This is a genomic window from Trinickia sp., from assembly GCF_035492435.1.
Lineage (GTDB): Bacteria > Pseudomonadota > Gammaproteobacteria > Burkholderiales > Burkholderiaceae > Trinickia.
This window is the reverse complement of the sequence record NZ_DATJJF010000178.1, coordinates 21254-47599: the sequence shown is the minus strand read 5'-3', so window position 1 is coordinate 47599 and position 26346 is coordinate 21254. Positions and strand designations below refer to the sequence as shown.

Sequence of the window (26346 nt, the reverse complement as noted above, 5' to 3'; positions counted from 1 at the left end):
AACAGCCAATTGCTCGCGTGCGTTCCGAAAGCGCCTGCGCACTTTGCTGCGCCATGTGTCCGGCCGTGCGCCCCTGAAGCCATTGTGCTCATCGAAGGGATCAATCTCTGTGTCGATGGGGGTGTCATCGACTGAGCGCATACGTAATCGCCCGTGCAACGCCCACGAAATGACCACGACGGCGCCAAACGAGAGCCAGAAGCCCGCAGCAACGACGGCCCACGGATCAACGAGCACGACGAGGGCCGCAGCCCAGGCGAGGCCCAGCGACGGCGCCACGCTGCGCCCGAGCGCGAAGGCGAAGCTGACGACAACGAGCATCCACAACGCGCGTTGCGCCGGCACGTTGAAACCCGCCAGCGCGGCGTAGCAAGTTGCACAGAGGGTGCCAGCGACGGCCGCTACGATGGGAGTTGGCGCGACGAGCGGCCACTCGCGCGCGCCATTGCGTGCCAACGCCGCGCCGATGAAACATGAGCGTCGCCAAAGCCAGGCGGCCACCGTCGCGCATAAACCGGCGACGAAGCCGATGTGCAGCCCGGAGATGGCCACGAGGTGGCTCGTGCCGGTGCGCCGCAAAACGACGCGGTCGGCCGCGTCGATCGCGTCCTGCGCACCGATCGCCAACGCCATGACGATGCCGCGATGCGCGGCATCCGGCAACGCGGCTTCGATGCGCGTGGCGAGGGTTAAACGCCAGCGGTCGATCGTCGACGAGAGCCCGCCGTCGGTACCGGGAAGACGCCGCGCCCTGGCGGGCGCGACAACGTAGCCGGTCGCCCGCACGCCGCGCGCGAAAAGCGCCGCTTCCGTGTCGCGAGCGCCGAAGTTCGCGTGGCCGTGCGGTCGTTTCAACCGAGCCGTCAGCTCCCAACGCTCGCCCGGCACGATCCGCGGCGGACTGCCGCCATCGCGGCGCGACCAAATGAGTTGAACGACCCGGGGAAAATGCGCGACGCCATGGGCGCGACGAACCTCGTCTGCGTCGAGCGCGAGCAGAAAGCGCACGCTTGTGGCATCGCGCGCAGGCAAGCCGCGCACATGCCCCGTCAGCGCGATGTCGCGCCCTTCCCATTCCGGCGGCAATGCGCAGCGCAAACGCAGATCGGCACGCCAAGCGGCATAGCCGCAGCCGACCAGCAAGGCGGCAACGACGCATGCGCCCACCCTGAGCGCTGCGAGCAGGCGGACGTAAGGCACCACCTTGTGACTCGCCGGTCTGCGCCTCGATATGTCTGCGGCAATCACCACCGCCATCACCAACAACGCTGCGCCGACGCTCCATGCGAGCGCGCCAGGCAAAACCGCCTGCTGCTGCAAGATGACAACGCCGAGCACGAACCCGCCCAGCACGAGCCGCATCGATCCCCCTCCCTGCGAGCGGCGCCGCGCGCCGCGCTTTTCGAGGGGACGATTATCGGCAGGAAAGCGAAAGGCGTGGCAGCGCGGCGCGTGCGTTAGCCGTCGTGCCTACGGCCAAATAGTCGACTGCGATGCCGCGCAACTCGGCCATCACAGTCCCGATGCGCGCGGTCTCGCCGGGCGTGTTGCGCTCTTTGTACCGCCAGGCGGGCGGGATGTCGGGGGCGTCGGTTTCGAGCACAATGGCCTCGAGCGGCAGTTCGGCCGCAAGGCGCCGGATCTGTCGCGCGCGCTCGAACGTGACGTTGCCGCCGAAACCCAGGTGCATGCCTTGCGCGATGAATGCATCCGCCTGCTGGAAGCTGCCGTTGAACGCGTGAGCGATGCCTTGCTTTACGCCCACGAGACGCAACCCTTTCAGCACCTTGTCCTGCGATTTGCGGACATGGCAGATGACGGGCAAATCGAACTCACGCGCGAGCTTCAATTGCGTCTCATAGAAAAACCATTGCCGCTCGGCATCGAGCCCGGGCACGAAGTAGTCGAGGCCGATTTCGCCGATGCCGACGAAATGTGGATCGGCGAGGCTCGTTTCGATTTCTGCACGCAGCGCCTGAAGATCGTCGTCAGTTGCATACGGCGTATAGAGGGGGTGGATTCCCAGCGCATAGGCACCGCCCGTGACGCGCTGCGCGAGCGCTCGCACCGCTGAGAAGTTGGCGCGCGCGACAGCCGGAATGACGATCTGTGCGACCCCGGCCTGCTCAGCGGCACGCGCCACGCCGTCGCGATCCGCATCGAATTCCGTGGCGTCGAGGTGGCAGTGCGTGTCGATCCACATGACTTGAGTCGCCTTGTCGTGAAACGCCGATAACGATTCAGTTAGACAGGTACCGACGGATCCTCGCGCAAAATGCCATCACGCAAGCGCAGTGTGCGATCGCACCGTCCGGCGAGGTCGGAATCGTGCGTCACGATCACGAAGCTGGTGGCCATCTTCTCCGAGAGCTCGAGCATCAGGTTGAAGACTGTATCGGCCGTCCCGCCATCGAGGTTGCCGGTGGGCTCGTCGGCCAGCACGCAGGCCGGCTTCGTGACGAGCGCGCGCGCGATGGCGACGCGCTGCCGCTCACCGCCCGACAACTCCCCGGGCCGATGCTTTGCGCGATGGCCGAGCCCCACGCGCTCGAGCATCTCGAGTGCGTCCCGTCGGGCCTCATCGGTCGATAGACGCCGAATGCGCAATGGCATCGCGACGTTATCGAGCGCGCTGAACTCCGGCAACAGGTGGTGAAACTGGTAGACGAAGCCAAGCGCACGGTTACGCAAGTCGTTGCGTTCGCGTTCGGCCAGTTCGGTAAACGGCTTGCCGAGCAGCGACACACGCCCTGCACTCGGTTCGTCGAGCCCGCCGAGCACGTGTAGCAGCGTGCTCTTGCCCGAACCCGAAGCGCCGACAATAGCGAGCTTTTCGCCGCGCCGTACCGTCAGGCTGGCGTTGTTGAGCACGTGCACGTTGAGGCCGCCCTGCACGAACGACTTCGAAATACCCGTCGCATCGAGCACGCACTCATCGGCGAGGCGCCGCTCGCTGTCGGTGGCCCCCATCGGATTCGATCGATCGGTCATGAGCTCATTCATAGCGCAGCGCCTCGGCCGGGCGAATCTTGGCGCCGCGCCAGCTCGGATAGAGCGTTGCCAGGCACGACAGCACGAATGCAATGACGCCAATTTTGACGACATCGCCAGGAACCAGCTCCGACGGCAGCTCGCTGATGAAGTACACCGATGGCGGCAGGAACTGCACGCCGAAGAGGTGCTCGATCATCGGCACGAGCCACGGGATGCTCCATGCAATGAGACAACCGAGCGCGACGCCAGTTGCGGTGCCCACGAAGCCGATCGTCATGCCCTGCACGACAAAGATCTTCATGATCGAGCCGGGCTGGGCGCCCAGCGTGCGCAGGATGGCAATATCGGCCTGCTTGTTGGTGACTGTCATCACGAGCGACGACACGAGGTTAAATGCCGCCACCGCGATGATGAGCGTGAGGATGATGAACATCATGCGTTTTTCAATCTTCACAGCTGAAAACCAAGTCTTGTTCTGCTGGGTCCAGTCGCGGATATAGAGATCGCCCGACAAAGTGCTCGCGAGTTCGTGCGCCACGCGCGGCGCCTCCTGCATGTCTTTCAGGCGAAGCCGCACGCCGGTCGGCGCCGGCACCCGGAAAAGGGCCTCCGCGTCGTGGATGTTCACGAGCGCGAGCGAGCTGTCGTACTCGTAGTGGCCCGACTGGAACACGCCGGCCACCGTGAACTGCTTCAGGCGCGGCATCATGCCAGCCGGCGTGATCGAACCTTCGGGCGCAACGAGCGTGATCTTGTCGCCGACCGACACGCCAAGGTTAACCGCAAGGTCAGCACCCAGCACGATGTTGAACTGCCCGGGCACGAGATCGGTGAGCCGGCCCGCCTTCATGTCCTTATCGATATCGGAGACCTGCGGCTCGAGGGCCGGGTCGACGCCACGCAGAGCGACGCCGCTCACCGCATCTTGCCGCGTGAGCAGCGCCTGCGCGTCGACGTACGGCGCCGCGCCGATCACGGCCGGGTTGCGCCGCGCCTCATCTGCGGTCAGAGCCCAGTCGGGCATGACGCCGGTGGGGGAAAAGATTTCGACGTGCGCGAGCACAGACAACATGCGGTCGCGCACCTCCTTCTGAAAGCCGTTCATCACGGAAAGCACGACGATCAGCGCGGCCACCCCGAGCGCGATGCCTGACATGGACACGAGCGCGATGAATGAGATGAAACCGTTGCCGGTCGTGCGTTTGCCGGCGCGCGTATAGCGCCAGCCGATTTGCCATTCGTACGGAAGCTTCAAGCGAGTCCTTCGATCCGGTTTCGCGGCGGCAGGCCCCACGGCCCAATGCGTGTGCCGCACGGGGTATGCCCCCGATCCAGGGCGCAGTTTGCCATACAATGCGCACCATCATGAACGCCAAACATCTTCACCTGCTGCTTCCGTTCGCGCTGCCGAGCGCGGCCGACGCTTCGAGCGCCCTGCGCAGCCTGCAAAGCCCCGCGCTCGACAAGCTGCTCGCGCGCTCGACGCTCGTCGAGCGGATCGCCGGCGAAGATTTTCAGCGCACCCTTCCCCACGAGCGCTGGATCGCACGTCAATTCGGCGCCGTCGCCTCGTGCACCGTCGACGAGGCGCCGCTCGCGCCCTACATGCTGATCGCCGATGGTGGCACACCTGGCGACGCGGTGTGGGCCTGCGTGGAGCCCGCGCATGTGCGCATCGCGCACGATCATCTCGTGCTCGTCGATCCTGCTGCGCTCGAACTCAGCGCAGAAGAAGCCGCCGCCCTCTTTGCCGTCGCAAAGCCGCTCGTCGAGGAGTTGGGCGTACGCATCGAGGCGCCGACGCCTGCGCGCTGGTATCTCTCCGGCGAGGTGCTCGGAGCGCTTGCGAGCGCCTCGCCGTTGCGCGCCAGCGGGCGCAGCATCGAAATCTGGCTGCCTCACGACGCGCACACGGGCCAGCGTTCGCGCGCCTGGATGAAGTTGCAAAACGAAGTGCAGATGGCGTGGTTCGAGCACCCGGTCAATACGTCGCGCGAGGCGCGTGGCGCCCCGGTTGTCAATGCACTCTGGCTGCACTCGCAAGGCGCCGCCCAGCGAGTCAAAAGCCCGTTTGCGCAGGTGTTTTCCAATGCTACGGCCACACGCGGTCTTGCGCTTGGGGCAGGCGTCGATTCGTCCGCGGCGCCGCCCAGCTTCAACGCGCTGTCAGCCGCAAATGCAAATGTAAATGCAAACGGCACGACGCTGGTCGAACTCGAACCCTTTTGCGCACCGTTCGTGCAACAGGACTGGACGGCCTGGAGCGCAGCGCTTGCCGAGCTCGAACGCGAGTGGTTCGCACCGGCGCTTGCCGCGCTCGAAGCCGGGCGCATCGGAGCGCTCACGATGACGTTGACCGGCGAGACCGGTTCCACGACGCTCAGCACAACACGCGGCGACTTGCGGCGGTTCTGGCGCCGGCGCGTGCTTGCGTCGCTCGTCGAATGAAGCGCGGCGCGTGCCGCGGCCTACGCTGGCGTCTCCCTCCTTTTTCGCGCGATGCGCTCAACGCTCCGCGCGCACCGCTTGACTTTTCATTCTCATGACTCGAATCGCGACCCGCGCGCCCTCGCCTGCTGACGAAGCGGCGCTGACCCGCCACGGCCTTCATCCCGTGCTGGCCCGCCTTTACGCCGCGCGCGGCGTGCGCTTGCCCGACGAAATCGAAACGACGCTCTCGAAGCTCCTTTCCCCGTTCGCACTCAAAGGTACTCATGAAGCGGCGGCGGTGCTCGCTCGTGCGATCGACGCCAAGCAGCGGCTTCTCGTCGTGGCCGACTATGACTGCGACGGGGCAACCGCCTGCGCTGTCGCCGTACGCGGGCTACGTATGTTCGGGGCCCAAGTCGACTATCTCGTGCCGAATCGCTTCGAGTACGGCTACGGCCTCACGCCCGAAATCGTCGAATTGGCGGCGAGTCGGCCAGCAGGCCCGCCCGATCTGCTCATCACGGTCGACAACGGCATTGCCAGCGTCGATGGCGTCGCCGCGGCGCGCTCGCGCGGCATCGACGTGCTCGTCACCGACCATCATCTGCCCGGCGACGAATTGCCGGCCGCGTGCACCATCGTCAACCCGAACCAGCCCGGCTGCGACTTTCCGAGCAAGTGCCTCGCCGGCGTCGGCGTCATGTTCTATGTACTGCTCGCGCTGCGCGCGCACTTACGCGAGCGTGGCGCGTTCGGCAACGACAGCACGACCGAGCCCCGTCTCGACGGCCTGCTCGACCTCGTTGCGCTCGGCACCGTGGCCGACGTCGTCAAGCTCGATGGCAATAATCGCGTGCTGGTCGCGCAGGGGCTTGCGCGAATGCGCCGCGGCCGGATGCAGCCGGGCGTCGCCGCCCTTTTGCGCGCAGCGGGCCGCGATGCACGCACGGCCTCCGGTTTCGATCTCGGCTTCGCCGTCGGCCCGCGCCTGAATGCCGCGGGGCGGTTGTCCGACATGTCGCTCGGGATCGAGTGCCTGATCACGGACGACGCTGGCCGCGCCTGGGAGTTGGCCCAGCAACTCGATGCGATCAACCGCGAGCGCCGCGAGATCGAAGCAGGCATGCAGGAGCAAGCCCTCATCGACATGGCAGCACTGACCCCGGACAGCTCGGCGACGATCACTCTCTTCAATCCCGATTGGCACCAGGGCGTCATCGGCATTGTCGCGGGCCGGCTCAAGGAAAAATTCTACCGGCCGGCTTTCACTTTTGCGCCCGCTGACGCAAGCGGCACGCTCGTGAAGGGCTCAGGCCGCTCGATTGCCGGGTTTCATTTGCGCGACGCCCTCGATCTCGTTTCCAAGCGCGAGCCAGGACTCTTGGCCAAGTTCGGTGGGCATGCGATGGCGGCCGGCGTGACGCTCGCCGCGGCCGACGTCACACGCTTTGCCGCCGCATTCGAGGCGGTCGGCCGAGAATGGCTGACGGAAGACGCCCTCGCGCGGGTGGTCACGACAGACGGCGACCTCGAGGACGCTTACTTCACCCCGCAGTTCGTCGAGATGCTCGAGTCGGCCGTCTGGGGCCAAGGCTTTCCCGCCCCCACCTTTTCGGGCCATTTCGAGGTGGCATCGCAAGCCCTCGTGAAGGATAAGCACCTGCGGCTGCAGTTGATGCGCGGCCGCCAGCGGTTCCAGGCAATCTGGTTCAACCGTACGGAGTCGCTACCGGCACGCGCGCACGTTGCCTACCGGCTGGCTTCGGACACGTGGAACGGCGTGTCGCGCGTACAGCTGATCATCGAGCACGCCACGGCGTCCGACGCCGCTTGAGAGCGCTTGAGACCGATCGACACAGCTTGACCGCGCAACGGGTGCGCACTCGCGTGGCACCCGCCGCGACGACAATGGTTGTCGCTGCCGAAGTGCCCATAGGGGAGACGGAGGCAGCGCCCTGTTCTCGCGCCCCGGTCGCAGCGTGTCGATGTGGCATCTCCCCGGCGCTCGTGATCGAAACTTGCGGGTATGTTTGGACCACTGTCGCTCGCTGCCTTCGGCCTGTAGTCGTCGGCTGAAGGCCCTGTTCGGCTATAATTTCCGCTTTTACGCAGAATCAAAATCTGATCGACATGGAAGCGGAACGTCTGAACGCGATCGAGAGCTCTCTTGCGGACCTGCGCCTGCGCGCGGGCGAGCTACGGGGGTATCTTTGACTACGACGCCAAAGCGGCGCGTCTAGCCGAAGTCAACAAGGAACTGGAAGACCCGAACGTCTGGAACGATTCCAAGCACGCTCAGGCTCTCGGCAGGGAAAAAAAGTCACTGGAAGGCGTGGTGCTCGCCCTTTCCGCGCTCGATAACGATCTGCGCGATGCGCAGGATCTTTTCGAGATGGCGCGCGAAGAAAACGACGACGAGACGCTCGTCGCCTGCGAGGCCGATGCAGGGTCGCTCGAACATCGCGTTGCCGACATGGAATTCCGGCGGATGTTTGCCAATCCGGCCGATCCGAACAATGCGTTCATCGATATTCAGGCTGGGGCCGGCGGCACCGAGGCGTGCGATTGGGCGTCGATGCTGCTGCGCCAGTATCTGCGTTACTGTGAGCGCAAAGGGTTCAAGACCGAGGTGCTCGAAGAGTCCGAGGGCGATGTGGCCGGCATCAAGAGCGCGACGATCAAGGTCGAAGGCGAATACGCGTACGGCTTCCTGCGCACGGAAACAGGCATTCACCGGCTCGTGCGCAAGTCGCCGTTCGATTCGTCGGGCGGACGCCATACCTCGTTCTCGTCGGTGTTCGTCTACCCGGAAGTCGACGATTCGATCGAGGTCGACATCAATCCCGCCGATTTGCGCATCGATACGTTCCGCGCATCGGGCGCTGGCGGTCAGCACATCAACAAGACCGATTCGGCCGTGCGCATTACGCACATGCCCTCGGGCATTGTCGTGCAGTGCCAGAACGACCGTTCGCAGCACCGCAACCGTGCCGAAGCCATGGCCATGCTGAAATCGCGCCTTTACGAGGCCGAGCTGCGCAAACGCCAGGCCGAGCAGGACAAGCTCGAATCGAGCAAGACCGACGTCGGCTGGGGCCATCAGATCCGCTCGTATGTGCTCGATCAAAGCCGCGTGAAGGATTTGCGCACGAACGTTGAAATCAGCAACACCAAAGCCGTGCTTGACGGAGACCTCGACGATTTCATCGGCGCGAGCCTCAAGCAAGGCGTTTGAAGTAGAGATCATGACCGAATCGACCCTACCGAGTCTGGACAACAGCGCCGCCGACGAAAACAAAATCATCGCCGAGCGCCGCGAAAAACTGAATGCGCTGCGCGAGTCGGGCATTGCTTACCCGAACGACTTCCGTCCGACGCATCGCGCAGGCGAACTGCAGACGGCCTACGCCGATACCGACAAGGACACGCTCGAGGCCACGCCGCTGCCGGTCGCCGTAGCGGGCCGGATGATGCTCAAGCGCGTGATGGGCAAAGCGAGCTTCGCGACGGTGCAGGACGGTTCTGGCCAGATCCAGTTCTTCGTGACACCCGCCGACGTGGGCGCCGAGACGTACGAAGCCTTCAAGAAGTGGGATCTTGGCGACATCATTGCGGCGCGCGGCGTGCTCTTTCGCACGAACAAGGGCGAGTTGTCGGTGCGTTGCACGGAGCTGCGCCTGCTCTCGAAGGCGCTGCGCCCGCTGCCGGACAAGTTCCACGGCCTCGCCGACCAGGAAACGCGCTATCGCCAGCGTTATGTCGATCTCATCGTCACGCCCGAAGCGCGCAACACGTTCCTTGCACGCACGAAGGCGGTGTCGTCGATCCGCAAATTCATGGCCGATGCGGCTTTCATGGAAGTCGAGACGCCCATGCTGCACCCGATTCCCGGGGGCGCTGCGGCCAAGCCATTCGTCACGCACCACAATGCGCTCGACATGCAGATGTTCATGCGCATTGCGCCGGAGCTCTATTTGAAGCGGCTGATCGTCGGCGGCTTTGAGCGCGTCTTCGAGATCAATCGCAACTTCCGTAACGAAGGGGTGTCGCCTCGGCACAATCCCGAGTTCACGATGATGGAGTTCTATGCGGCCTACACGGATTATGTGTGGATCATGGACTTCACGGAGCAGTTGATCCGGCAAACCGCGATCGATGCACTCGGCACGGCCACGATCGTCTATCAAGGGCGGGAGCTCGATCTCGCCAAGCCCTTCCATCGGCTGACTATCACGCAGGCGATTCGCAAGCACGCGCCGGATTACACCGAGGAGCAACTGCGTGACGTCACATTCTTGCGCACCGAACTGAAGCGCTTTGGCGTCGACACGACGCAACCCGCCTTCCTCAACGCAGGTGTGGGCGCGCTGCAGTTGGCGCTTTTCGAAGAGACGGCGGAATCGCAGCTTTGGGAGCCGACGTTCATCATCGACTATCCCTTGGAAGTGTCGCCGCTTGCTCGGGCATCGGATACGGTCGATGGCATCACGGAGCGTTTTGAGCTTTTCATGACGGGCCGCGAAATTGCCAACGGCTTCTCTGAGCTCAACGATCCTGAAGACCAAGCTGCACGTTTCAAAAAGCAGGTCGAGCAAAAGGATGCAGGCGACGAAGAGGCGATGTATTACGACGCCGACTACATTCGCGCGCTTGAGTACGGCATGGCGCCAACCGGCGGCTGCGGCATCGGTATCGACCGCCTCGTTATGCTGCTCACCGATAGCCCGAGCATCCGCGACGTCATCCTTTTCCCCCATCTGCGGCGCGAAGATTGAGCGTTGCTTGCACGCCGCACAGGTTTGTAACCTTTCGTAAATCCTGTGCGGCGCTTGTCGACATTCGGTCTGCCGAAGCGTGCGTACCGAACCCGCAATTCAACTCGCATTGCAACTCGTCTGCACGACGAATCGCAACACCCGCGCCGTAATAGCGATGCGCGATGTTTCCCCTGTCCGCGCAATCCGTTACAAATAGAAACGTCCGACCGCACCCTTTAAGGAACACTGTCTAAACAACATCGTTCCGTAAAGGTCAGCCATGGATCACCCCTCCGGATCGCCGCGCCGTTTGCATCCGCTGATCGCCACGGCAGCCGCGGCTGTCGTCGTTGCCAGCTTGGCTGCCACGGCGGCCGTCACTGGCCTCTTTTCGAAAGCCTCCGGCACCGGCGAGCAAAGCGACCAGTCTCAGTCCGCGCTGATCACCAAGCAGGCAATCGGCAATGCGCTCCCGCCTGCGACGAATGCCACCGCGCTCGCCGCTCAACCCGCTCGAGCCCCTCAGCAGCAAACTTCACCAACGGCAGCGGGACAACAACAAATCCCGGCGCAATCCCCACTCGTGCCGGCCACCCCGCCGAACAGCCAGGGACCTTACGCGGATCAGTCAGTCCAAGGCGTGGATGCGGTGCCCACTCAGCAAGCTTACTCGGGGCCACAGCCCTATTCCACCGCGAGCCAGCAAGCCGAGTCGGTCCAGCAACCCTATTCCCCGCAGCAACCGCCAGTCGCCGCGTGCGCCAACTGCGGCACCGTCGAATCAATCGCGGCGGTACGTCATCCTGGCCATGGCACCGGCATCGGTGCTGTCGGCGGCGCCTTGGCTGGAGGCCTCGTGGGCAATCAGTTCGGCGCAGGAACGGGCCGCACCGCCATGACGATCCTTGGGGCGGTAGGCGGGGGCTTTGCCGGTAATGCGGTGGAAAAGCAAGTGCGCAGCGAAACGGACTATCAAGTCCGCGTGCGGATGCAAAACGGCCGGCTGCGTTACTTCACCTACCGCCAGCCGCCACCTTTCCAGCAGGGGCAGCCGGTGCGGATCGAGCACGGGACGCTCGCAGCCCGCTAGCCGGGTAATGTACAAAAAAAAAGCGATCCATTTGATGGATCGCTTTTTTTGTTGCCGCAAGTTGCAGGCATTGCTCCGAACACGTCGCTGCCGGCCACGCGGATCAGTCTGCCGGACTACTCCGCCGCGTCTTCGATCCAGGCTAGCTGGATCGCTTCGAGAATCTTCTCGTTCGAGCGGTCGGGATCGTCTTCAAACTCCTCCAGTTCCGTCACCCACCGATGCAAATCCGTGAACCGCACGTATTGCGGATCGACGTCGCCGTGCTTGTCGGTGAGGGCCATCGCGATTTCTTGTACATCCGTCCACCTCATGGCTTGCTCCCTCCTGAGTCGCTCAGTGATTTTCCTTCGCGTGATTGATTGAATAGCGCGGAATTTCAACGACCAGATCTTCGTCGGCGGGCACGAGGGCCTGGCACGAAAGCCGCGAAGTCGGCTCGAGACCCCACGCTTTGTCGAGCAGATCGTCCTCGGTTTCCTCCGACGGAACCAGCGCGTTGAAACCCTCACGTACGATCACATGACAGGTCGTGCACGCGCAAGACATTTCGCATGCGTGCTCGATTTCGATCCCGTTTTCGATCAGCGTGGCGCAGATGCTTTTGCCCGGTTCGGCCTCGATGACCGCCCCCTCCGGGCACAGTTCGACATGGGGCAGCACAACGATTTGCGACATACGAATTCCGTTCGGTCAGTGAAATGGGGCTCCGGTGCTTGGCCGGCGCCGTAATTGGGTTGCAGGCGCCAGCACAAGCGGCATCGAGCCGCCAGCGCCGGCGTGGCCTTCAAATTTCGTCGAGCTTTCGGCCCTTCAGCGCCGTGCGAATGCTCTTGTCCATACGGCGTGCGGCGAATTCGTCCGTTGCAGTAGCGAGCGACTTCGTCGCCGCCTCGATTGCGTCGGCGTCGTCCGCTTTCGTCGCTTGGCGCAAGCTGTCCATCGCGGCCTCGATGTCCGCAAGCTCAGCCGCTTCGAGCAATTCGCCGTCGGCGTCGAGCGCCGCTTCCGTGGCTTCGATCAAGCGTTGTGCTTCGACCTGCGCTTCGCGCAGTGCTCGCGCACGCATATCGACCTCGGCCGACTTGAAGCTGTCTTCCAGCATGCGGGCAATTTCGTCGTCCGCGAGACCATAAGACGGCTTGACGACCACGGACGCTTCAACACCCGAATGTTGCTCGCGCGCGAACACCGAGAGCAATCCGTCGGCATCGACTTGGTACGTGACGCGAATGCGTGCCGCCCCCGCCGTCATTGGCGGGATGCCGCGCAGTTCAAAGCGAGCGAGTGAGCGGCAGTCCGAGACGAGCTCGCGCTCGCCTTGCACGACGTGAATTGCCATGGCCGTCTGGCCGTCCTTGAACGTCGTAAATTCCTGTGCGCGCGCCACCGGAATCGTCGAATTGCGCGGAATGATCTTTTCGACGAGCCCGCCCATCGTCTCAACGCCGAGCGACAGCGGAATCACATCGAGCAACAGCCAATCGTCGCCGCCCCGGTTGCCGGCCAGCAAATCGGCCTGAATTGCCGCACCCAGCGCGACAACCTCGTCGGGGTTCAAATTTGTCAGCGGCGGCTGGCCGAAAAATGCTTCGACGGCGCGGCGAATCACCGGCATGCGCGTCGCGCCGCCGACAAGTACGACACCCTTGACGTCGGCCGGCGCAATCTTTGCATCACGCAGCGCCTTTCTCGTCGGCGTGAGCGTGCGCTCGACGAGTTGTTCGACTAGCGAGGCAAATACAGACTCGGTGATCGATTGGGCAATACGCGTGCCGTTCGAGAGCGTCGCTTCGAGGCGGATTTCGGCCGCCGTCGACAAACCTTCCTTCGTGGCGCGCACGCAATCGAGCAGATGACGCACATCCTCGGGCGTAAGGTCTTGCGGCGCGAGCCTGGCTTCGTTCAGCACATGACGAAACAGAACGTGATCGAAATCATCGCCACCCAAAGCTGAGTCGCCGCCCGTGGCCAGCACCTCGAAAACACCCTTCGTGAGCTTGAGAATCGACAGGTCGAAAGTGCCGCCGCCGAGGTCATAGACGGCGTAAAGCCCTTCCGCTCCCTGATCGAGCCCATAGGCGATGGCCGCCGCGGTCGGCTCATTCAAGAGCCGCAGCACGTTGACCCCGGCGAGGCGCGCCGCGTCTTTCGTCGCTTGGCGCTGCGCCTCATCGAAGTAGGCCGGCACGGTGATGACGGCGCCGACCAGTTCGTCGCCGAGCGTGTCTTCGGCGCGCTGGCGCAGCGTGGCCAGAATTTCGGCAGAAACTTCGACAGGGCTCTTTACCCCGGCGACGGTGCGGATTTGCACCATCCCGGGCGCATCGACAAAGTCGTACGGCGCGTTCTCGGCGCCCTCTACCTCGGCCTTGCCCCGCCCCATGAAACGTTTGACGGAGACGATCGTGTTACGCGGATCGGTCGCCGCCTCTTCCTTCGCCGTGTGTCCGATACGGCGCCCACCGTCGGCGAGGTAGCGCACGACCGACGGAAGCAGGACGCGCCCGCCATCATCGGGCAGTGCGTCGGGAACGCCGCTGCGCAGCGCGGCGACGAGCGAGTTTGTCGTTCCTAGATCGATGCCAACGGCAAGACGACGCTGGTGCGGCGCGGGCGCCATGCCGGGTTCGGAGATTTGCAGTAAAGCCATGTGGGGTTCTTATCGGGGTTTCGTGCCCCGCCATTATGAGCCGGCTCTCGCCGAGCCCGCAGCAAAATACAGGCGCCTGAAAAGTAGAAGAGGCTTCAGTGCTCGAGCCTTTCGATTTGCGTGCCGACTTCAGCCACGACACGCTCGATGAACATCAGCTGCCGCACCGCCTCGGCTGCGGCCTGATCGGCACCGCTATCGACGAGCGCACCGAGTTTAGCCAAACGACCCCGCTCCTCGTCCCGCAATTCATCGAGCAAGCTGACCAACTCGCCAACGTTTCTCGCGCCTGCAGCATCCTCGACACGCTCACGCCACTCCATCTGCTGCATGAGGAAAGCCGGTTCCATCGCCGTATTGTTTTCGGCGCCGACGTCGACACCCCGCAACGACAGCAGGTATGCGGCCCGCTTCAACGGGTCTCGCAACGTGCTGTAGGCCTCGTTGGCACGCGCCGCCCATTGCATGGCAATGCGCTTTTGCGCATCGCCCGCGGCTGCGAACTTGTCCGGGTGCACCTGGGCCTGCACCGTGCGATAGGCCGTCTCCAGCGCACTGGCGTCGAGGGCGAACTGCGTCGGCAGATGAAAAAGTTCGAAGTGGCTTTGTTGGATCGAGGCCATGAAAGTCGGTTGTCGGTCGCGCCACGGCGTTGCCGCGCGGCAAGGAATTAGCACGTATTCGGCAGGCGCCGATGACGGAGTGAGTGTGCGTCGGCGTCGCCCCGGAGAACAAAAAGGCGGCCTTCGCCGCCCTCTTTTTCCGATCAAGCACACGGGGACCACAGCGAGAAAATTACGCGTTTCCCCCGTCGAGCCCAGTAGGCACACGGCGTCAACGCCGCTCCAGCGCAACGGGGCGATCCGCTAGACGCGGAACGATTCGCCGCAGCCGCACTCATCCTTCACGTTCGGATTGTTGAACTTGAATCCCTCGTTCAACCCTTCGCGCGCAAAGTCGAGCTCCGTGCCGTCGATGTAGGCAAGGCTCTTCGGGTCGACCACGACCTTCACGCCGTTGGACTCGAAGACTTGGTCTTCAGGCTCGATCTCATCGACATACTCGAGCTTGTAGGCGAGGCCCGAGCAGCCCGTCGTCCGGACGCCGAGCCGCAGACCAACGCCCTTGCCGCGACGCACCAAGAACTTCTGAACGTGCTGCGCCGCCTTGTCAGTCAATGTGATTGCCATAGCTCATTCAAGCAACTTGCTGGTTGGCCTCTTGCGCCGCTTCGCCGGCACCGTCGGCATGGCGTTGCCGGTAATCGGCCACTGCGGCTTTGATGGCATCCTCAGCGAGGATCGAGCAGTGAATTTTCACCGGCGGCAGGGCCAGTTCCTCCGCGATTTGCGTGTTCTTGATCGCGAGCGCCTCGTCGAGCGACTTGCCCTTGACCCATTCGGTGACCAGCGAGCTCGACGCGATAGCCGAGCCGCACCCGTACGTCTTGAACTTGGCGTCTTCGATGATGCCGTTTTCGCCGACGCGGATTTGCAGCTTCATGACGTCGCCGCAAGCGGGTGCGCCGACCATGCCGGTGCCCACAGCGTCGTCATCCTTCGCGAACGAACCGACGTTACGGGGATTCTCGTAGTGATCCAACACTTTGCTGCTGTAAGACATGGTCAAAACTCCTAGATTCGTTTCATCGCGCCGCGGCGGCCGTGCGCGCCGCAGCCCTTTTGTCGTTCAATTCAATGCGCTGCCCACTTGATCGTCGACAGGTCGATGCCGTCCTGATGCATTTCCCAAAGCGGAGAGAGTTCGCGCAACTTGCCGATCTTCTTCTTCAGCAGATCGACGACGTAATCCACCTCTTGCTCCGTCGTGAAACGGCCCACCGTGAAGCGGATCGAGCTGTGCGCGAGTTCGTCGTTGCGGCCCAGCGCACGCAACACATACGACGGTTCGAGCGAAGCCGACGTGCATGCGGAGCCTGACGAAACGGCGACGTCCTTCACCGCCATGATCAGCGACTCGCCCTCGACGAAGTTGAAGCTCACGTTGAGGTTGTGCGCGACGCGGCGCTCCATGTCGCCATTCACGTAGACCTCTTCCATCTCCGAGAGGCCGCGCAGCAACCGGTCACGCAGCGCGCGCACGCGCTCGTTCTCCGTGGCCATTTCCTCGCGGGCGATGCGAAACGCTTCACCCATGCCCACGATCTGGTGGGGCGCCAGCGTGCCGGAGCGCATGCCGCGCTCATGACCGCCGCCGTGCATTTGTGCCTCGATACGCACACGCGGTTTGCGTCGCACATAGAGCGCACCGATGCCCTTCGGACCATAGGTCTTGTGCGCCGAAAACGACATCAGATCGACCTTCAGGCGGCTCAAGTCGATTTCGACCTTGCCCGTGGCCTGCGCCGCGTCGACATGGAACACGATGTTCTTCGCGCGGCAGATCTCACTGATCGCCTCGATGTCCTGGATGACGCCGATCTCGTTGTTCACGAACATGACCGAAGCAAGAATCGTGTCGGGACGCAGCGCCGCCTTGAACGCTTCGAGATCGATCAGTCCGTCCTCTTGCACGTCGAGATAGGTCACCTCAAAGCCCTGGCGCTCGAGTTCCCGGCAGGTATCAAGCACGGCCTTGTGCTCGGTCTTGAGCGTGACGATGTGCTTGCCACGGCTGTGATAGAAGTGGGCAGCGCCCTTGATCGCCAGGTTGTTCGACTCCGTCGCCCCTGAGGTCCACACAATTTCGCGCGGATCGGCACCCACGAGTGCCGCGACTTGCTCGCGGGCCTCCTCGACCGCGCGCTCCGCATCCCATCCATAGGAATGGCTGCGTGACGCGGGGTTGCCGAACTGCTCCCGCAAGTAAGGAATCATCTTATCCGCCACGCGTGGATCAACAGGCGTCGTCGCACTGTAGTCCATGTAGATGGGCAGGTGGGGCATATCGTTGATCATCAATTGACTCCGGGGGAAATCTCTTTGTTTTTGCGTACAGCGCCCTGCGTGAAACGCGTTGCCGTTCTTCCGATCAGCGGCGCATTGAAATCGGGTTACGGGGTTACGTATTGGCGATATTGAACACCGAGTTGGGGCCTATCGCGTGCCGTGTCGGCTCGAGTGACTCCGGCTCGTTGCGCCGGTCATGGAGCACAGTCGAGGCGCCCTCGCGCGAGCGCTGCTGATCGACCAGATCTTGCAGCGAAACCGAATCGAGGTACTCGACCATTTTCTGGTTCAGCGTCGACCAAAGCTCGTGCGTCATACAGTGACCGTCGCTCTGCTTCGTGCCTTCGCACGACCCTTTGCCGCCGCACTGTGTCGCATCGAGCGGCTCGTCGACGGCGATGATGATGTCCGCGACCGTCACCTCTTTGGCCCTGCGCGCAAGGTTGTAACCGCCACCCGGCCCGCGCACCGATTCCACGATCTCGTGGCGACGCAGCTTGCCGAACAGTTGCTCCAGGTAAGACAGCGAAATGCGCTGACGCTGGCTGATGCCGGCGAGCGTCACCGGCCCTTGATCCTGGCGAAGCGCCAAGTCAATCATCGCCGTAACGGCGAAACGGCCCTTTGTGGTGAGTCTCATGGTATGCGGGGAAACCGGAATTCTTGACAATTGCACTCGAGTATAAATACATGACAGATTTAGTCAAGTATCCGCGTCTCGATTGTGGGCTTTGGGGACGGAGTGCTGATTCCTGCCTACTCCCCGGTCACACCACCCGGTCTGTGAGCGCAGTGCTCAGGTGGGCGAGAAGCCCGAGGCAAGCCGATTCGCATTGATCCAGCACCTGCTCGAAGCCCTCGTTTCCGCCAAAAAACGGGTCGGGTACCTCACGCAAAGCCGGCTGTTGCGCAAATTCCATCAAAAGCCGCACCTTGGCTCGATGATGGGCGGGGCAAAGCTGGCGCAATTGGCCGAGATTTGCTTCATCCATCGCGAGCAGCAGATCGAATCGTTCGAAATCTTCGTGCACCACTTGCCGGGCGCGCAGCAGTGACAGATCGTACCCGCGTTGGCGCGCGGCGGCTTGTGCACGCTCATCCGGCGCTTGACCCGCGTGCCAGTCGCCCGTGCCAGCCGAATCGACGATGATGCGATTCTGCAAGCCTGCCGCTTCGATTTGCGCGCGCAGGACGCCCTCAGCCGTTGGCGAACGACAGATGTTGCCCAGACACACGAAGCAGACAGCGACAGTTTTCATCGAGATGAAATCCAATCGGTAGATCAGGGACGATTACGAGTGTCGACCGGATGTCGACCGGAGTTGGCGCTTTAGCGCCTACTCCAGTCCCATGCAGAGCTGTTAGCGCTTTAGCGCCTACTCCGGCCCATGCAGAGCCGTTAGCGCTTTGGTGCTTACTCAGGCCCCATGTAAAGCCGACCCGCCATTATAGGTTCGCCGCGCTTATGACGCTTGCTGCAACTCGGAACTGGAAACGCCACGCGTCTCAACCGGCGACGGCAACGCCGAACGATCATCGATCAAGCCATATGAGACCGTGCGCGCCAGTTCAGCGCCCACTTGTTCCACCGCCAACGGCGTGTGCGGCGCCTTGCTGCCGTACGCCTGCGCCGCCGCAAGCCCACCGAGCGTCACCGCTACCGCGAGCGGCCAATAGGTCAAAATTGCCGTTTTCATCTTTACGCCCCTCTTCATCTCAGCAGGCGCGTGCTGCTCACGCACCAACCCTATCACGAAGAGTAATTCTATAGCTGACAGCTATCAAAACAAAGATGCGAAAAGAGAAAAGACTATTGCGGGACAACCAACAATCGATTAAGACGTGCCCACATGACGCCCGCGCTTGGTGCTGTCTACGTGACTGCGCTGGGCGGCGTATAGCTCGCGGAATGTGCGACCGACTGGGGCCGGCATCTCACGCGTCGCTGTCCATCCCTGGCCGAACGGCAAACGTGCGATCGACCGATTGCGCCCCCCCATTTTTTCGAGCACGCGTACGGCCAGCTTGGTGACGAGCCCATACAGCGACGGCCTTACCGCGAGAAAGCCCCATACAGCGAGCGCCGCGCGCTCCGCAGGCGGGCGCAGGCGCCGTTCCACTTGCTTTTCACGGAGCTTTCGCAGCAGATCCGAAATGGGAATGCCGACAGGACAAACACTGTTGCACTCTCCGCACAGCGTGGCCGCCTGCGGCAAGTCGAGTGCTTTGTCGAGCCCCGTGTAACTCGGTGTGAGGACGGAGCCCATCGGGCCTGGGTAGACCCAGCCGTACGCGTGACCGCCGATCTTCTGATACACCGGGCAATGATTCATGCATGCGCCGCAGCGGATGCAGCGCAGCATCTCTTGAAATGCCCCGCCGATAAGGCCGGTACGCCCGCCGTCGACGAGCACCACATAGTTGTGCTCCGGGCCATCGCCGTCCTGCTCGCCTCGATGGCCCGTCAGCAGCGAAAAATAATTCGATGCCGCCTGCCCTGTGGCCGAGCGCGGCAAGAGCCGCATGGCAACTGCGAGATCCTCGAGCGTCGGCAGCACCTTTTCGATGCCCGTCACAGCGACATGCACACGCGGCATCACCGTGCACATCCCCTCGTTCCCCTCGTTGGTGACGAGTACGACCGAACCCGTCTCGGCGATCAAGAAGTTGCCGCCCGTCACGCCCATGTCGGCAGACATGAAGTGGGGCCGCAGCATCTCGCGCGCCTCATGCGTCATCTCCGGGATGTCGGTCAGGCGTGCGCGAGCGTGCTTCCTGGCGAAGAGATCGGCAACCTCATCCTTGTCCTTGTGCAGCGCCGGGGCGATGATGTGGCTCGGTGGCTCGTTGTCGTTGAGCTGCAGGATGTACTCGCCGAGATCCGTCTCCATCGACTGCACGCCCATTTCGCCGAGCACTGCGTTCAGGCGCATTTCCTCGGAGACCATCGATTTCGTCTTGATGACCTTTTTGACCTCGTGCTTGCGGGCGATTTCGGCGACAAGGCGTGCCGCGTCGCGCGTGGTCTCGGCGAACAGGACCGTCGTGCCGCGTCGCGCCGCTTCGCGCTCGAATGTTTCGAGCCAGACGTCGAGGTTGGCCAACGCGCGGTCGCGGCGCGCCTTCAGTTCGGCACGCGTCGCCTGGAAGTCGATCGCTTCCATGGCAACTGCACGAGCTGAGACAAACTTCGTCGACAACTTCGTCAGGTTGCGCTGAAGACGCGCGTTGCCGAGACTGTCTTTTGCCCGCGCTTTGAAGTGAATCGATTGGACTTGCATGAAGGCCCCGTGTAACGAGAAAGGTCGGGCGAATCAGACGTCCCGCACGTCTTGAGCCAGCACTTGGGCGATATGGAGGACGCGCGTCGTCGAATCGCCGGCGCGCCGCAGGCGCCCTTCGATGTTCAGCATACAGCCGAGGTCGCCGAGCACGACGGTTTCCGCCCCGCTTGCGCGGATGTTCTCGCACTTCTCGTCCACGATCGCCGTCGAGATATTGCCGTACTTGAGCGCGAACGTCCCGCCGAAACCGCAACAGTGCTCGCACCCCGTCATTTCCGCGATTTCGACGCCCACTTGCGCAAGCAGCGCGCGGGGTTGCGCCTTGATGCCCAATTCACGCAGACCCGAGCACGAATCGTGATACGTCACCGGGCCCACAAAGCTGCCGCGTGGCAACTCGATCTTCGCCACATTGACGAGGAAATCGGTCAACTCGTACACTTTGACGCGCAACTGCCCAAAGCGGCCCATTAGCTCAGGGTCGTCCTGGAAAAGGTCGTTGTAGTGCACCGCGATCATGCCCGCACAGGATCCCGAAGGCACGACCACATAGTCGAACTGTTCGAATTCCCGCAGCAGCTTCTCCGCCAGATCGCGTGCAATCCGCCGCTCGCCCGAGTTGTAGGCGGGTTGCCCGCAGCAGGTCTGCGCAGGCGGCACAACTACCTCGAACCCAGCGGCCTCGATCAGCTTGACGACCGAAAAACCGATCTCAGGGCGCATCAGGTCGATGAGGCAGGTGACGTACAATCCGACTCGCATGTCGACTCCGTTGAGAAGAACGTTGCCATTATGCGTGGTTTATTTACATTGACTACGGGAAATTCCCCCGAATGGCGCCAACCGACCATTCGGCATGCGTTCGCTTTTTTCACGATACGAGATACAATGGTCTTTTGCTCTGCGCCCTCAGATCGACGATGAGCGACACGAACCCGGACACCAAAACATCGATCCAGGTCATCGAGCGCATGATGCGCCTACTGGACGCGCTCGCGGCACATAGCGACCCGGTCAGTCTCAAGGAACTCGCCTTACGCACGGAGCTTCATCCGTCAACGGCGCACCGCATCCTCAACGACATGGTGACTTGTCGCCTTGTCGATCGCTCGGATCCCGGAACCTACCGGCTCGGCATGCGCCTGCTCGAGCTTGGCAACCTCGTCAAAGCACGGCTGTCGGTGCGCGATGCGGCGCTGACTCCTATGCGCGAGCTTCATCGATTGACGGGCCAGACAGTCAATTTGTCCGTGCGTCAGGGTGACGAGATCGTCTACATCGAACGCGCGTACTCCGAGCGCTCGGGCATGCAAGTCGTGCGGGCAATCGGCGGGCGCGCGCCACTGCACCTTACGTCCGTGGGCAAGCTTTTTCTTGCGGCAGACGAAGCCTCGCGCGTGCGCGCCTACGCGACGCGAACGGGACTTTCCGGGCACACGCAGAACAGCATTACCGACATCTCCAAGCTCGAACGCGAATTGACGCAGGTGCGCCAACAGGCATGTGCCCGCGATAACGAAGAGCTTGAGTTGGGCGTGCGCTGCATCGCAGCTGGCATTTACGACGATACCGGCAAGCTGGTTGCCGGCCTCTCGCTATCCGCCCCGGCTGACCGACTGCAAGAAGCATGGCTCGACCATTTGAGCCAGACGGCGCTTGTTATCTCCGAATCGCTTGGATATCGCCCCGACACGGTTGTCTCCGCCGAAGCGAGCAACGGCGAAAACGTCACGAGGGCTGCAAAAACCGGCTGAACTCGGTGCGGGGCCCGCTGTCTGCGACGGCTCAATGGAGTGCGCTCGTGGCTTCACGAACCGCGAACCCGAAAAAAAGCCCCGTTCCAGCAGGACGGGGCTTTTTTTTCATGACTGCACCGGAGCGAACACTCCGATCAGGTCCCGCTTCCAGTCGCGTCGGCGCTTGTCATGCGCTGATCGCCGCCGTTGTCGAGCCAAGTGCGCAGGCGTGCGGCGTCGGCAAAACGCGAGTATTTACCCAACGAATCGAGCAACACAATGATGACGGGGCGATTATCGATCGTCGCCTGCATCACCATACATTCGCCCGCCTCATTGATAAAGCCCGTTTTTTGCAGACCAATATCCCATGACGGGTTCCGCACCAGCGCATTGGTGCTGTTGTACGCAATGACCCGCTTGCCGGTATTGACCGTATAGCTGTGGTCGATCGAGAACCGTCGGATGAGCGGGTACTGGTAGGCCGCCTCGATCATCTTGACCAGATCGCGAGCCGTCGAGACGTTGTGGCTAGTCAACCCGGTAGGATTCTCAAAATGGGTGTCGGTCATGCCAAGCGCCTTCGCCTTGGCATTCATCGCTGCCAGGAAGGCCGGGCGGCCACCGGGATAGTAGCGCGACAACGCCGCCGCGGCGCGGTTCTCGGACGCCATCAGCGCGATATGAAGCATGTCCTCGCGCGACAGTACCGATCCAACGGAAAGACGCGAGCCCGTGTGCTTCTCGTAATCGCGATCGTCATCCGTCACTTCGATCTTTTCGTCCAACGGCTCCTTCGAATCGAGCACAACCATCGATGTCATCAGCTTCGTAATCGATGCGATGGGCACAACGGAATGCGAGTTTTTATCGAAAAGCGATTCAGACGTGTTCTGATCGACGACATAGGCAATATTCGAGCGCAATGCAAGGGCGACAGCCCCTTCCTGCAGCTTGAACGGCTGCGTATGGGGCTCGAACGCGACCTTGCGCAACGCACCGTGATGCCCACGCGACCTCAGCTTGTAGGTGACACGTTTTTTGCGTGATTTGTCGTCAGATACGGCAACCGGCTTCGATGCAGCAAGATTCTTTTTGACGGCCTTTGGGGTCTCGTGTGATTTATTCGGGGCGGGCGTGGCCGAGGCCGTATCAGTCGCGCTAGACGCGGCGAACGCGTCGGCTGGAGCCGCGAAGATCGCAGCGATGAGCATGGAAGCAGTAACCGAGACGACTCTCGTTAACGCCCCGCATTGCATTACTCTGAGCGAAGAAAACTTTGCGGTTTTCATTGGTATTCTTTACAACAGGGTGGCGAGAGACGGAAAAGTTTGTCGGCAAGTGTATTAAAGGTCCGAAAAATAAGCAATCTGAACCACTTACCGAGCCTCCTTGAAGCGATTTGTAGGTGTAGACACGGCACTGTTGTCACACACCGATGCGTTCATCGTGCGGCAAAACCATGGGCCGATATAAGGCCTTGACCACATATAAACGCGTCTCGCGCAAACTTGAAGGCAAATCGAAAGAGAATTTCTTCTTATCAGTCCGTGCGACGCCCCGGCAGAAAATCCGCGGCAATCGACAAATCGCCGAGGATCTGCCCCCTTCACTCCCGCCCCCCTCTACGGCCCCAGACAGCCGACAAACTCAACGCAAGGCGAGCGCATTCGTGCACGGCTGCCTGCCGACGAGCAATCGATCACGCACCGCAGCACCGGTGGCCGCAACGCAGCAAAACGCACATAAATCGAACGTTTGAACGAGAAAAATTACCGTCAACGCTCCTCCCAGCCTAAATTCTCTTGAATTGCTGCACCGCAACACATTACGCTTGACATCTGCCCCATACGACGTACAATAAGAGCCGTTGTTGCAACGCACAATCTTGCAAGACGCGTGACGCGGTTGCTAGCTGTGCCCATCCCCCATCCGATCTGCACTAGACAGATCGATTTTCAGGAGCATGAAGATGACTCTGCTGACACCCGAGCAATTCGCGGCAGCCCAAAAGGCCAACCTCGAAGCGCTGTTTGGCCTTACCAACAAGGCCTTCGAAGGTATCGAGAAGCTGGTCGAATTGAACCTGCAAGTCGTGAAGTCCACGATCGCGGAAAGCCAGGAGAACGCTCAGCGGGCGCTGTCGGTGAAGGATGCGCAAGAGTTGCTTTCGCTGCAGGCGAGCCTGACGCAGCCTGTCGCGGAAAAAGTACTCTCGTATGGCCGGCATCTGTACGAGATCGCATCGGCCACGCAAGCCGAATTTGCCCGCGTCGCCGAAGCGCAGTACGAAGAGCAAAACCGTAAGGTCCAGGCGCTGGTCGAGAACATCGGCAAAAACGCCCCGGCCGGCTCGGAAACGGCTGTGGCCGTGATGAAATCGGCCATCACCGCCGCCAACACGACCTACGAAACCGTCCACAAAGCGACGAAGCAAGCTGTCGAAATCGCTGAAAGCAACTTCAATGCGGCGGCAACGGCAGCGCAAAAAGCGGCTCAGCAAGCCGCTTCCCAGGCTGCACGCGCAACCGCGAAAAAACCTGCCTGAATTTCATCATCAGGCGAGGGCAGCCCCACGTCAGAGTGAGGCGCCCACGAAGCAACGCCATTAAAAGAGAACGGCGCACTCCCTTCTGCTGGGAGCGCGCCGTTTTTGCGTCGGCAACCAATGGCTGCCAACGGTCAGCCATGGCTAAACCATGGCTGACTTTCCGCTTACTTCTTCCGCTGCGGCGGCAGGTCGGTACAGACACCCTCGTAGAGTTCGGCAGCCATACCGATCGACTCGCCGAGCGTGGGGTGCGGATGGATCGTGCGGCCAATGTCGGCTGCATCCGCGCCCATTTCGATCGCCAGGCAAACCTCGCTGATCAGATCGCCCGCGTTGAGGCCCACGATGCCGCCGCCGATTACACGGTGTGTGTCTTCGTCGAAAATCAGCTTCGTGAATCCCTCGTCGCGTCCGTTTGCGATCGCACGGCCTGAAGCGGCCCAGGGGAATACCGCCTTGCCGTACTTGATGCCCTCGGCCTTGCACTGCTCTTCGGTCTTGCCAGCCCACGCGACTTCCGGATCGGTATACGCCACCGATGGAATTTGCAGCGCGTCGAAATAGGCCTTCTCGCCATGCGCCGCCTCTGCGGCGACATGACCTTCGTGCACCGCCTTGTGAGCGAGCATGGGTTGACCGACGATGTCGCCAATCGCAAAGATGTGCGGCACGTTCGTGCGCATTTGCTTGTCGACTTCGATGAAGCCGCGCTCCGTCACCGCGATGCCCGCCTTGTCGGCACCAATCTTTTTCCCGTTCGGACTGCGACCGACGGCGACAAGCACGAGATCGTAGCGCTGGGGCTCGGCCGGTGCCTTTTCGCCTTCGAACGACACATAAATGCCGTCAGGAGTCGCTTTCGCAGACGTCGTTTTCGTTTTCAGCATGACGTTGGCGAAATGCCTGCCGGCGTACTTCTCCCACACTTTGACGAGGTCGCGATCGGCCCCGAGCATCAGACCGTCCAGCATCTCGACTACGTCGATCTTCGCGCCAAGCGTCGCGTAGACCGTCGCCATCTCGAGCCCGATGATGCCGCCACCCACCACCAGCATGCGTTGCGGAATCTGGCGCAGCTCGAGCGCGCCCGTCGAATCCACGACGCGCGGATCATCGGGCATGAAAGGCAGCATCACGGACTGCGAACCCGCTGCGACGATGGCTTTCTGGAATTTGACGATCTTCTTGCCGCTTTCCGTCGCAACTTCCATGTGGTGCGGATCGATGAAAGCGCCGACGCCCGTCACGACTTCCACCTTTCGAGCCCGAGCCATGCCGGCCAGGCCGGTCGTCAACTTCTTGACGACACCCGATTTGAAATCGCGCAGCTTGTCGAGATTGATCTCCGGCTTGCCGAACGAGATGCCGTGCGCAGCCAACTCGCTGACCTCGTCCACGATGAGCGCCGTATGCAGCAACGCCTTGGACGGAATGCAGCCGACGTTGAGACACACGCCACCGAGCGTCGGATAACGCTCGACCAGCACCGTCTTCATACCGAGATCGGCCGAACGGAACGCAGCCGAATAGCCGCCGGGACCCGCACCGAGCACGACCATGTCGCATTCGATGTCCGCCGCGCCGGCGTAGGCGCCCGGTTGCGGCGCACTGGTCGGGACAGCCCCGGCGCCAGCCGACGGCGCAGCTGCCCGCTCGGGCGCCGCTTTGGCGGCGACCGGTGCGCTCGAGGCAAGTGGCTCGACTTTGGCGATGATCGAGCCTTGCGATACTTGGTCACCGACCTTGACATACACCTCGGTGACCTTGCCTGCGACGTCGCTCGGCACTTCCATCGTCGCCTTGTCCGACTCGAGAGTAAGGAGCGTTTGCTCTTTCTCGATCACATCGCCGGCTTTGACGTGAACTTCGATAACGTCGACATCCTTGAAATCGCCGATGTCAGGTACCTTCACTTCAACGCTAGTCATTTCGCGTCCCCTGT

25 protein-coding genes are annotated in these 26346 nt (G+C 62.2%); 7 read left to right on the top strand and 18 right to left on the bottom strand.

The window, feature by feature from the left end:
* The 4 genes from VL598_RS13170 to VL598_RS13155 form a co-directional block, all read right to left on the bottom strand.
* The coding region (locus VL598_RS13170; RefSeq protein WP_325327169.1) for a ComEC/Rec2 family competence protein at window positions 1–1362 on the bottom strand (1362 nt) is incomplete at its 3' end.
* Between the two features lie 52 nt (window positions 1363–1414).
* The gene (locus VL598_RS13165) at window positions 1415–2203 is read right to left on the bottom strand and encodes a TatD family hydrolase (RefSeq protein WP_325327168.1); all 789 of its coding nucleotides are present in this window, start codon (window positions 2201–2203) and stop codon (window positions 1415–1417) included.
* Window positions 2204–2244: 41 nt separating this feature from the next.
* Window positions 2245–2970 carry a lipoprotein-releasing ABC transporter ATP-binding protein LolD gene (lolD, locus tag VL598_RS13160; RefSeq protein ID WP_325327171.1) on the bottom strand — a complete coding sequence of 242 codons (726 nt, stop codon included), beginning with the start codon at window positions 2968–2970 and terminating at the stop codon, window positions 2245–2247.
* 25 nt (window positions 2971–2995) lie between these two features.
* A complete protein-coding gene (locus VL598_RS13155) occupies window positions 2996–4249 on the bottom strand; it encodes a lipoprotein-releasing ABC transporter permease subunit (protein WP_325327167.1) in 1254 nt (417 codons plus the stop codon).
* Window positions 4250–4347: 98 nt separating this feature from the next.
* Between VL598_RS13155 and VL598_RS13150 the strand changes: the two genes are divergently transcribed.
* The 5 genes from VL598_RS13150 (at window position 4348) to VL598_RS13130 (ending at window position 11271) form a co-directional block, all read left to right on the top strand.
* Complete coding sequence (locus tag VL598_RS13150; protein WP_325327166.1) at window positions 4348–5442, top strand: regulator; 1095 nt, start codon at window positions 4348–4350, stop codon at window positions 5440–5442.
* Window positions 5443–5536: 94 nt separating this feature from the next.
* Complete coding sequence (gene recJ / locus VL598_RS13145; RefSeq protein WP_325327165.1) at window positions 5537–7258, top strand: single-stranded-DNA-specific exonuclease RecJ; 1722 nt, start codon at window positions 5537–5539, stop codon at window positions 7256–7258.
* A 296-nt stretch (window positions 7259–7554) separates the two neighbouring features.
* Window positions 7555–8659 (top strand): peptide chain release factor 2 gene (gene prfB, locus VL598_RS13140; RefSeq protein ID WP_325327164.1). Its coding sequence is split into 2 segments (ribosomal slippage): window positions 7555–7635 and window positions 7637–8659, totalling 1104 coding nucleotides; the frame shifts between segments, so codons are not numbered across the junction.
* Between the two features lie 10 nt (window positions 8660–8669).
* Window positions 8670–10199 (top strand): lysine--tRNA ligase, encoded by a 1530-nt coding sequence (gene lysS, locus VL598_RS13135; protein WP_325327163.1) that lies wholly within the window; start codon window positions 8670–8672, stop codon window positions 10197–10199.
* A 262-nt stretch (window positions 10200–10461) separates the two neighbouring features.
* Window positions 10462–11271, top strand: coding sequence for a glycine zipper 2TM domain-containing protein (locus VL598_RS13130; protein ID WP_325327162.1), 810 nt, complete (start codon window positions 10462–10464; stop codon window positions 11269–11271).
* A gap of 116 nt (window positions 11272–11387) precedes the next feature.
* Here VL598_RS13130 and iscX read toward each other — a convergent pair whose 3' ends face one another.
* The 12 genes from iscX to VL598_RS13070 all read right to left on the bottom strand — a co-directional run bounded on the left by iscX (window position 11388) and on the right by VL598_RS13070 (window position 20879).
* Window positions 11388–11585, bottom strand: a complete 198-nt coding sequence (iscX, locus tag VL598_RS13125) for a Fe-S cluster assembly protein IscX (protein ID WP_325327161.1) — start codon at window positions 11583–11585, stop codon at window positions 11388–11390.
* Window positions 11586–11607: 22 nt separating this feature from the next.
* Entirely contained in the window at window positions 11608–11949 is a 342-nt protein-coding gene (fdx, locus tag VL598_RS13120) for an ISC system 2Fe-2S type ferredoxin (protein ID WP_325327160.1), read from the bottom strand.
* A 109-nt stretch (window positions 11950–12058) separates the two neighbouring features.
* On the bottom strand, window positions 12059–13924 hold the full coding sequence (gene hscA / locus VL598_RS13115; RefSeq protein WP_325327159.1) for a Fe-S protein assembly chaperone HscA: 1866 nt from the start codon (window positions 13922–13924) through the stop codon (window positions 12059–12061).
* A gap of 95 nt (window positions 13925–14019) precedes the next feature.
* The gene (gene hscB / locus VL598_RS13110) at window positions 14020–14547 is read right to left on the bottom strand and encodes a Fe-S protein assembly co-chaperone HscB (RefSeq protein ID WP_325327158.1); all 528 of its coding nucleotides are present in this window, start codon (window positions 14545–14547) and stop codon (window positions 14020–14022) included.
* Window positions 14548–14790: 243 nt separating this feature from the next.
* On the bottom strand, window positions 14791–15114 hold the full coding sequence (gene iscA, locus VL598_RS13105) for an iron-sulfur cluster assembly protein IscA (protein ID WP_325327157.1): 324 nt from the start codon (window positions 15112–15114) through the stop codon (window positions 14791–14793).
* Between the two features lie 7 nt (window positions 15115–15121).
* Entirely contained in the window at window positions 15122–15547 is a 426-nt protein-coding gene (gene iscU, locus VL598_RS13100; RefSeq protein WP_325327156.1) for a Fe-S cluster assembly scaffold IscU, read from the bottom strand.
* A gap of 71 nt (window positions 15548–15618) precedes the next feature.
* Window positions 15619–16842 (bottom strand): IscS subfamily cysteine desulfurase, encoded by a 1224-nt coding sequence (locus tag VL598_RS13095; protein WP_325327155.1) that lies wholly within the window; start codon window positions 16840–16842, stop codon window positions 15619–15621.
* Window positions 16843–16945: 103 nt separating this feature from the next.
* A complete protein-coding gene (iscR, locus tag VL598_RS13090; protein WP_325327154.1) occupies window positions 16946–17473 on the bottom strand; it encodes a Fe-S cluster assembly transcriptional regulator IscR in 528 nt (175 codons plus the stop codon).
* Between the two features lie 127 nt (window positions 17474–17600).
* On the bottom strand, window positions 17601–18092 hold the full coding sequence (locus VL598_RS13085) for a low molecular weight protein-tyrosine-phosphatase (protein ID WP_325327153.1): 492 nt from the start codon (window positions 18090–18092) through the stop codon (window positions 17601–17603).
* 204 nt (window positions 18093–18296) lie between these two features.
* Window positions 18297–18530, bottom strand: a complete 234-nt coding sequence (locus VL598_RS13080; protein ID WP_325327152.1) for a hypothetical protein — start codon at window positions 18528–18530, stop codon at window positions 18297–18299.
* Between the two features lie 138 nt (window positions 18531–18668).
* Window positions 18669–20114: a lactate utilization protein B gene (locus tag VL598_RS13075; protein WP_325327151.1), complete on the bottom strand. Its 1446-nt coding sequence runs from the start codon at window positions 20112–20114 to the stop codon at window positions 18669–18671.
* 33 nt (window positions 20115–20147) lie between these two features.
* On the bottom strand, window positions 20148–20879 hold the full coding sequence (locus VL598_RS13070; protein ID WP_325327150.1) for a (Fe-S)-binding protein: 732 nt from the start codon (window positions 20877–20879) through the stop codon (window positions 20148–20150).
* 158 nt (window positions 20880–21037) lie between these two features.
* Between VL598_RS13070 and VL598_RS13065 the strand changes: the two genes are divergently transcribed.
* Entirely contained in the window at window positions 21038–21871 is an 834-nt protein-coding gene (locus VL598_RS13065) for an IclR family transcriptional regulator (protein ID WP_325327149.1), read from the top strand.
* A 137-nt stretch (window positions 21872–22008) separates the two neighbouring features.
* Here VL598_RS13065 and pbpG read toward each other — a convergent pair whose 3' ends face one another.
* Window positions 22009–23145 (bottom strand): D-alanyl-D-alanine endopeptidase, encoded by a 1137-nt coding sequence (gene pbpG / locus VL598_RS13060; protein WP_325327148.1) that lies wholly within the window; start codon window positions 23143–23145, stop codon window positions 22009–22011.
* A gap of 674 nt (window positions 23146–23819) precedes the next feature.
* Here pbpG and VL598_RS13055 point away from each other — a divergent pair.
* Entirely contained in the window at window positions 23820–24401 is a 582-nt protein-coding gene (locus tag VL598_RS13055) for a phasin family protein (protein WP_325327147.1), read from the top strand.
* Window positions 24402–24568: 167 nt separating this feature from the next.
* Here the strand turns inward: VL598_RS13055 and lpdA are convergent, their stop codons facing one another.
* The gene (gene lpdA, locus VL598_RS13050; RefSeq protein ID WP_325327146.1) at window positions 24569–26332 is read right to left on the bottom strand and encodes a dihydrolipoyl dehydrogenase; all 1764 of its coding nucleotides are present in this window, start codon (window positions 26330–26332) and stop codon (window positions 24569–24571) included.
* Between the last annotated feature and the right edge of the window lie 14 nt (window positions 26333–26346).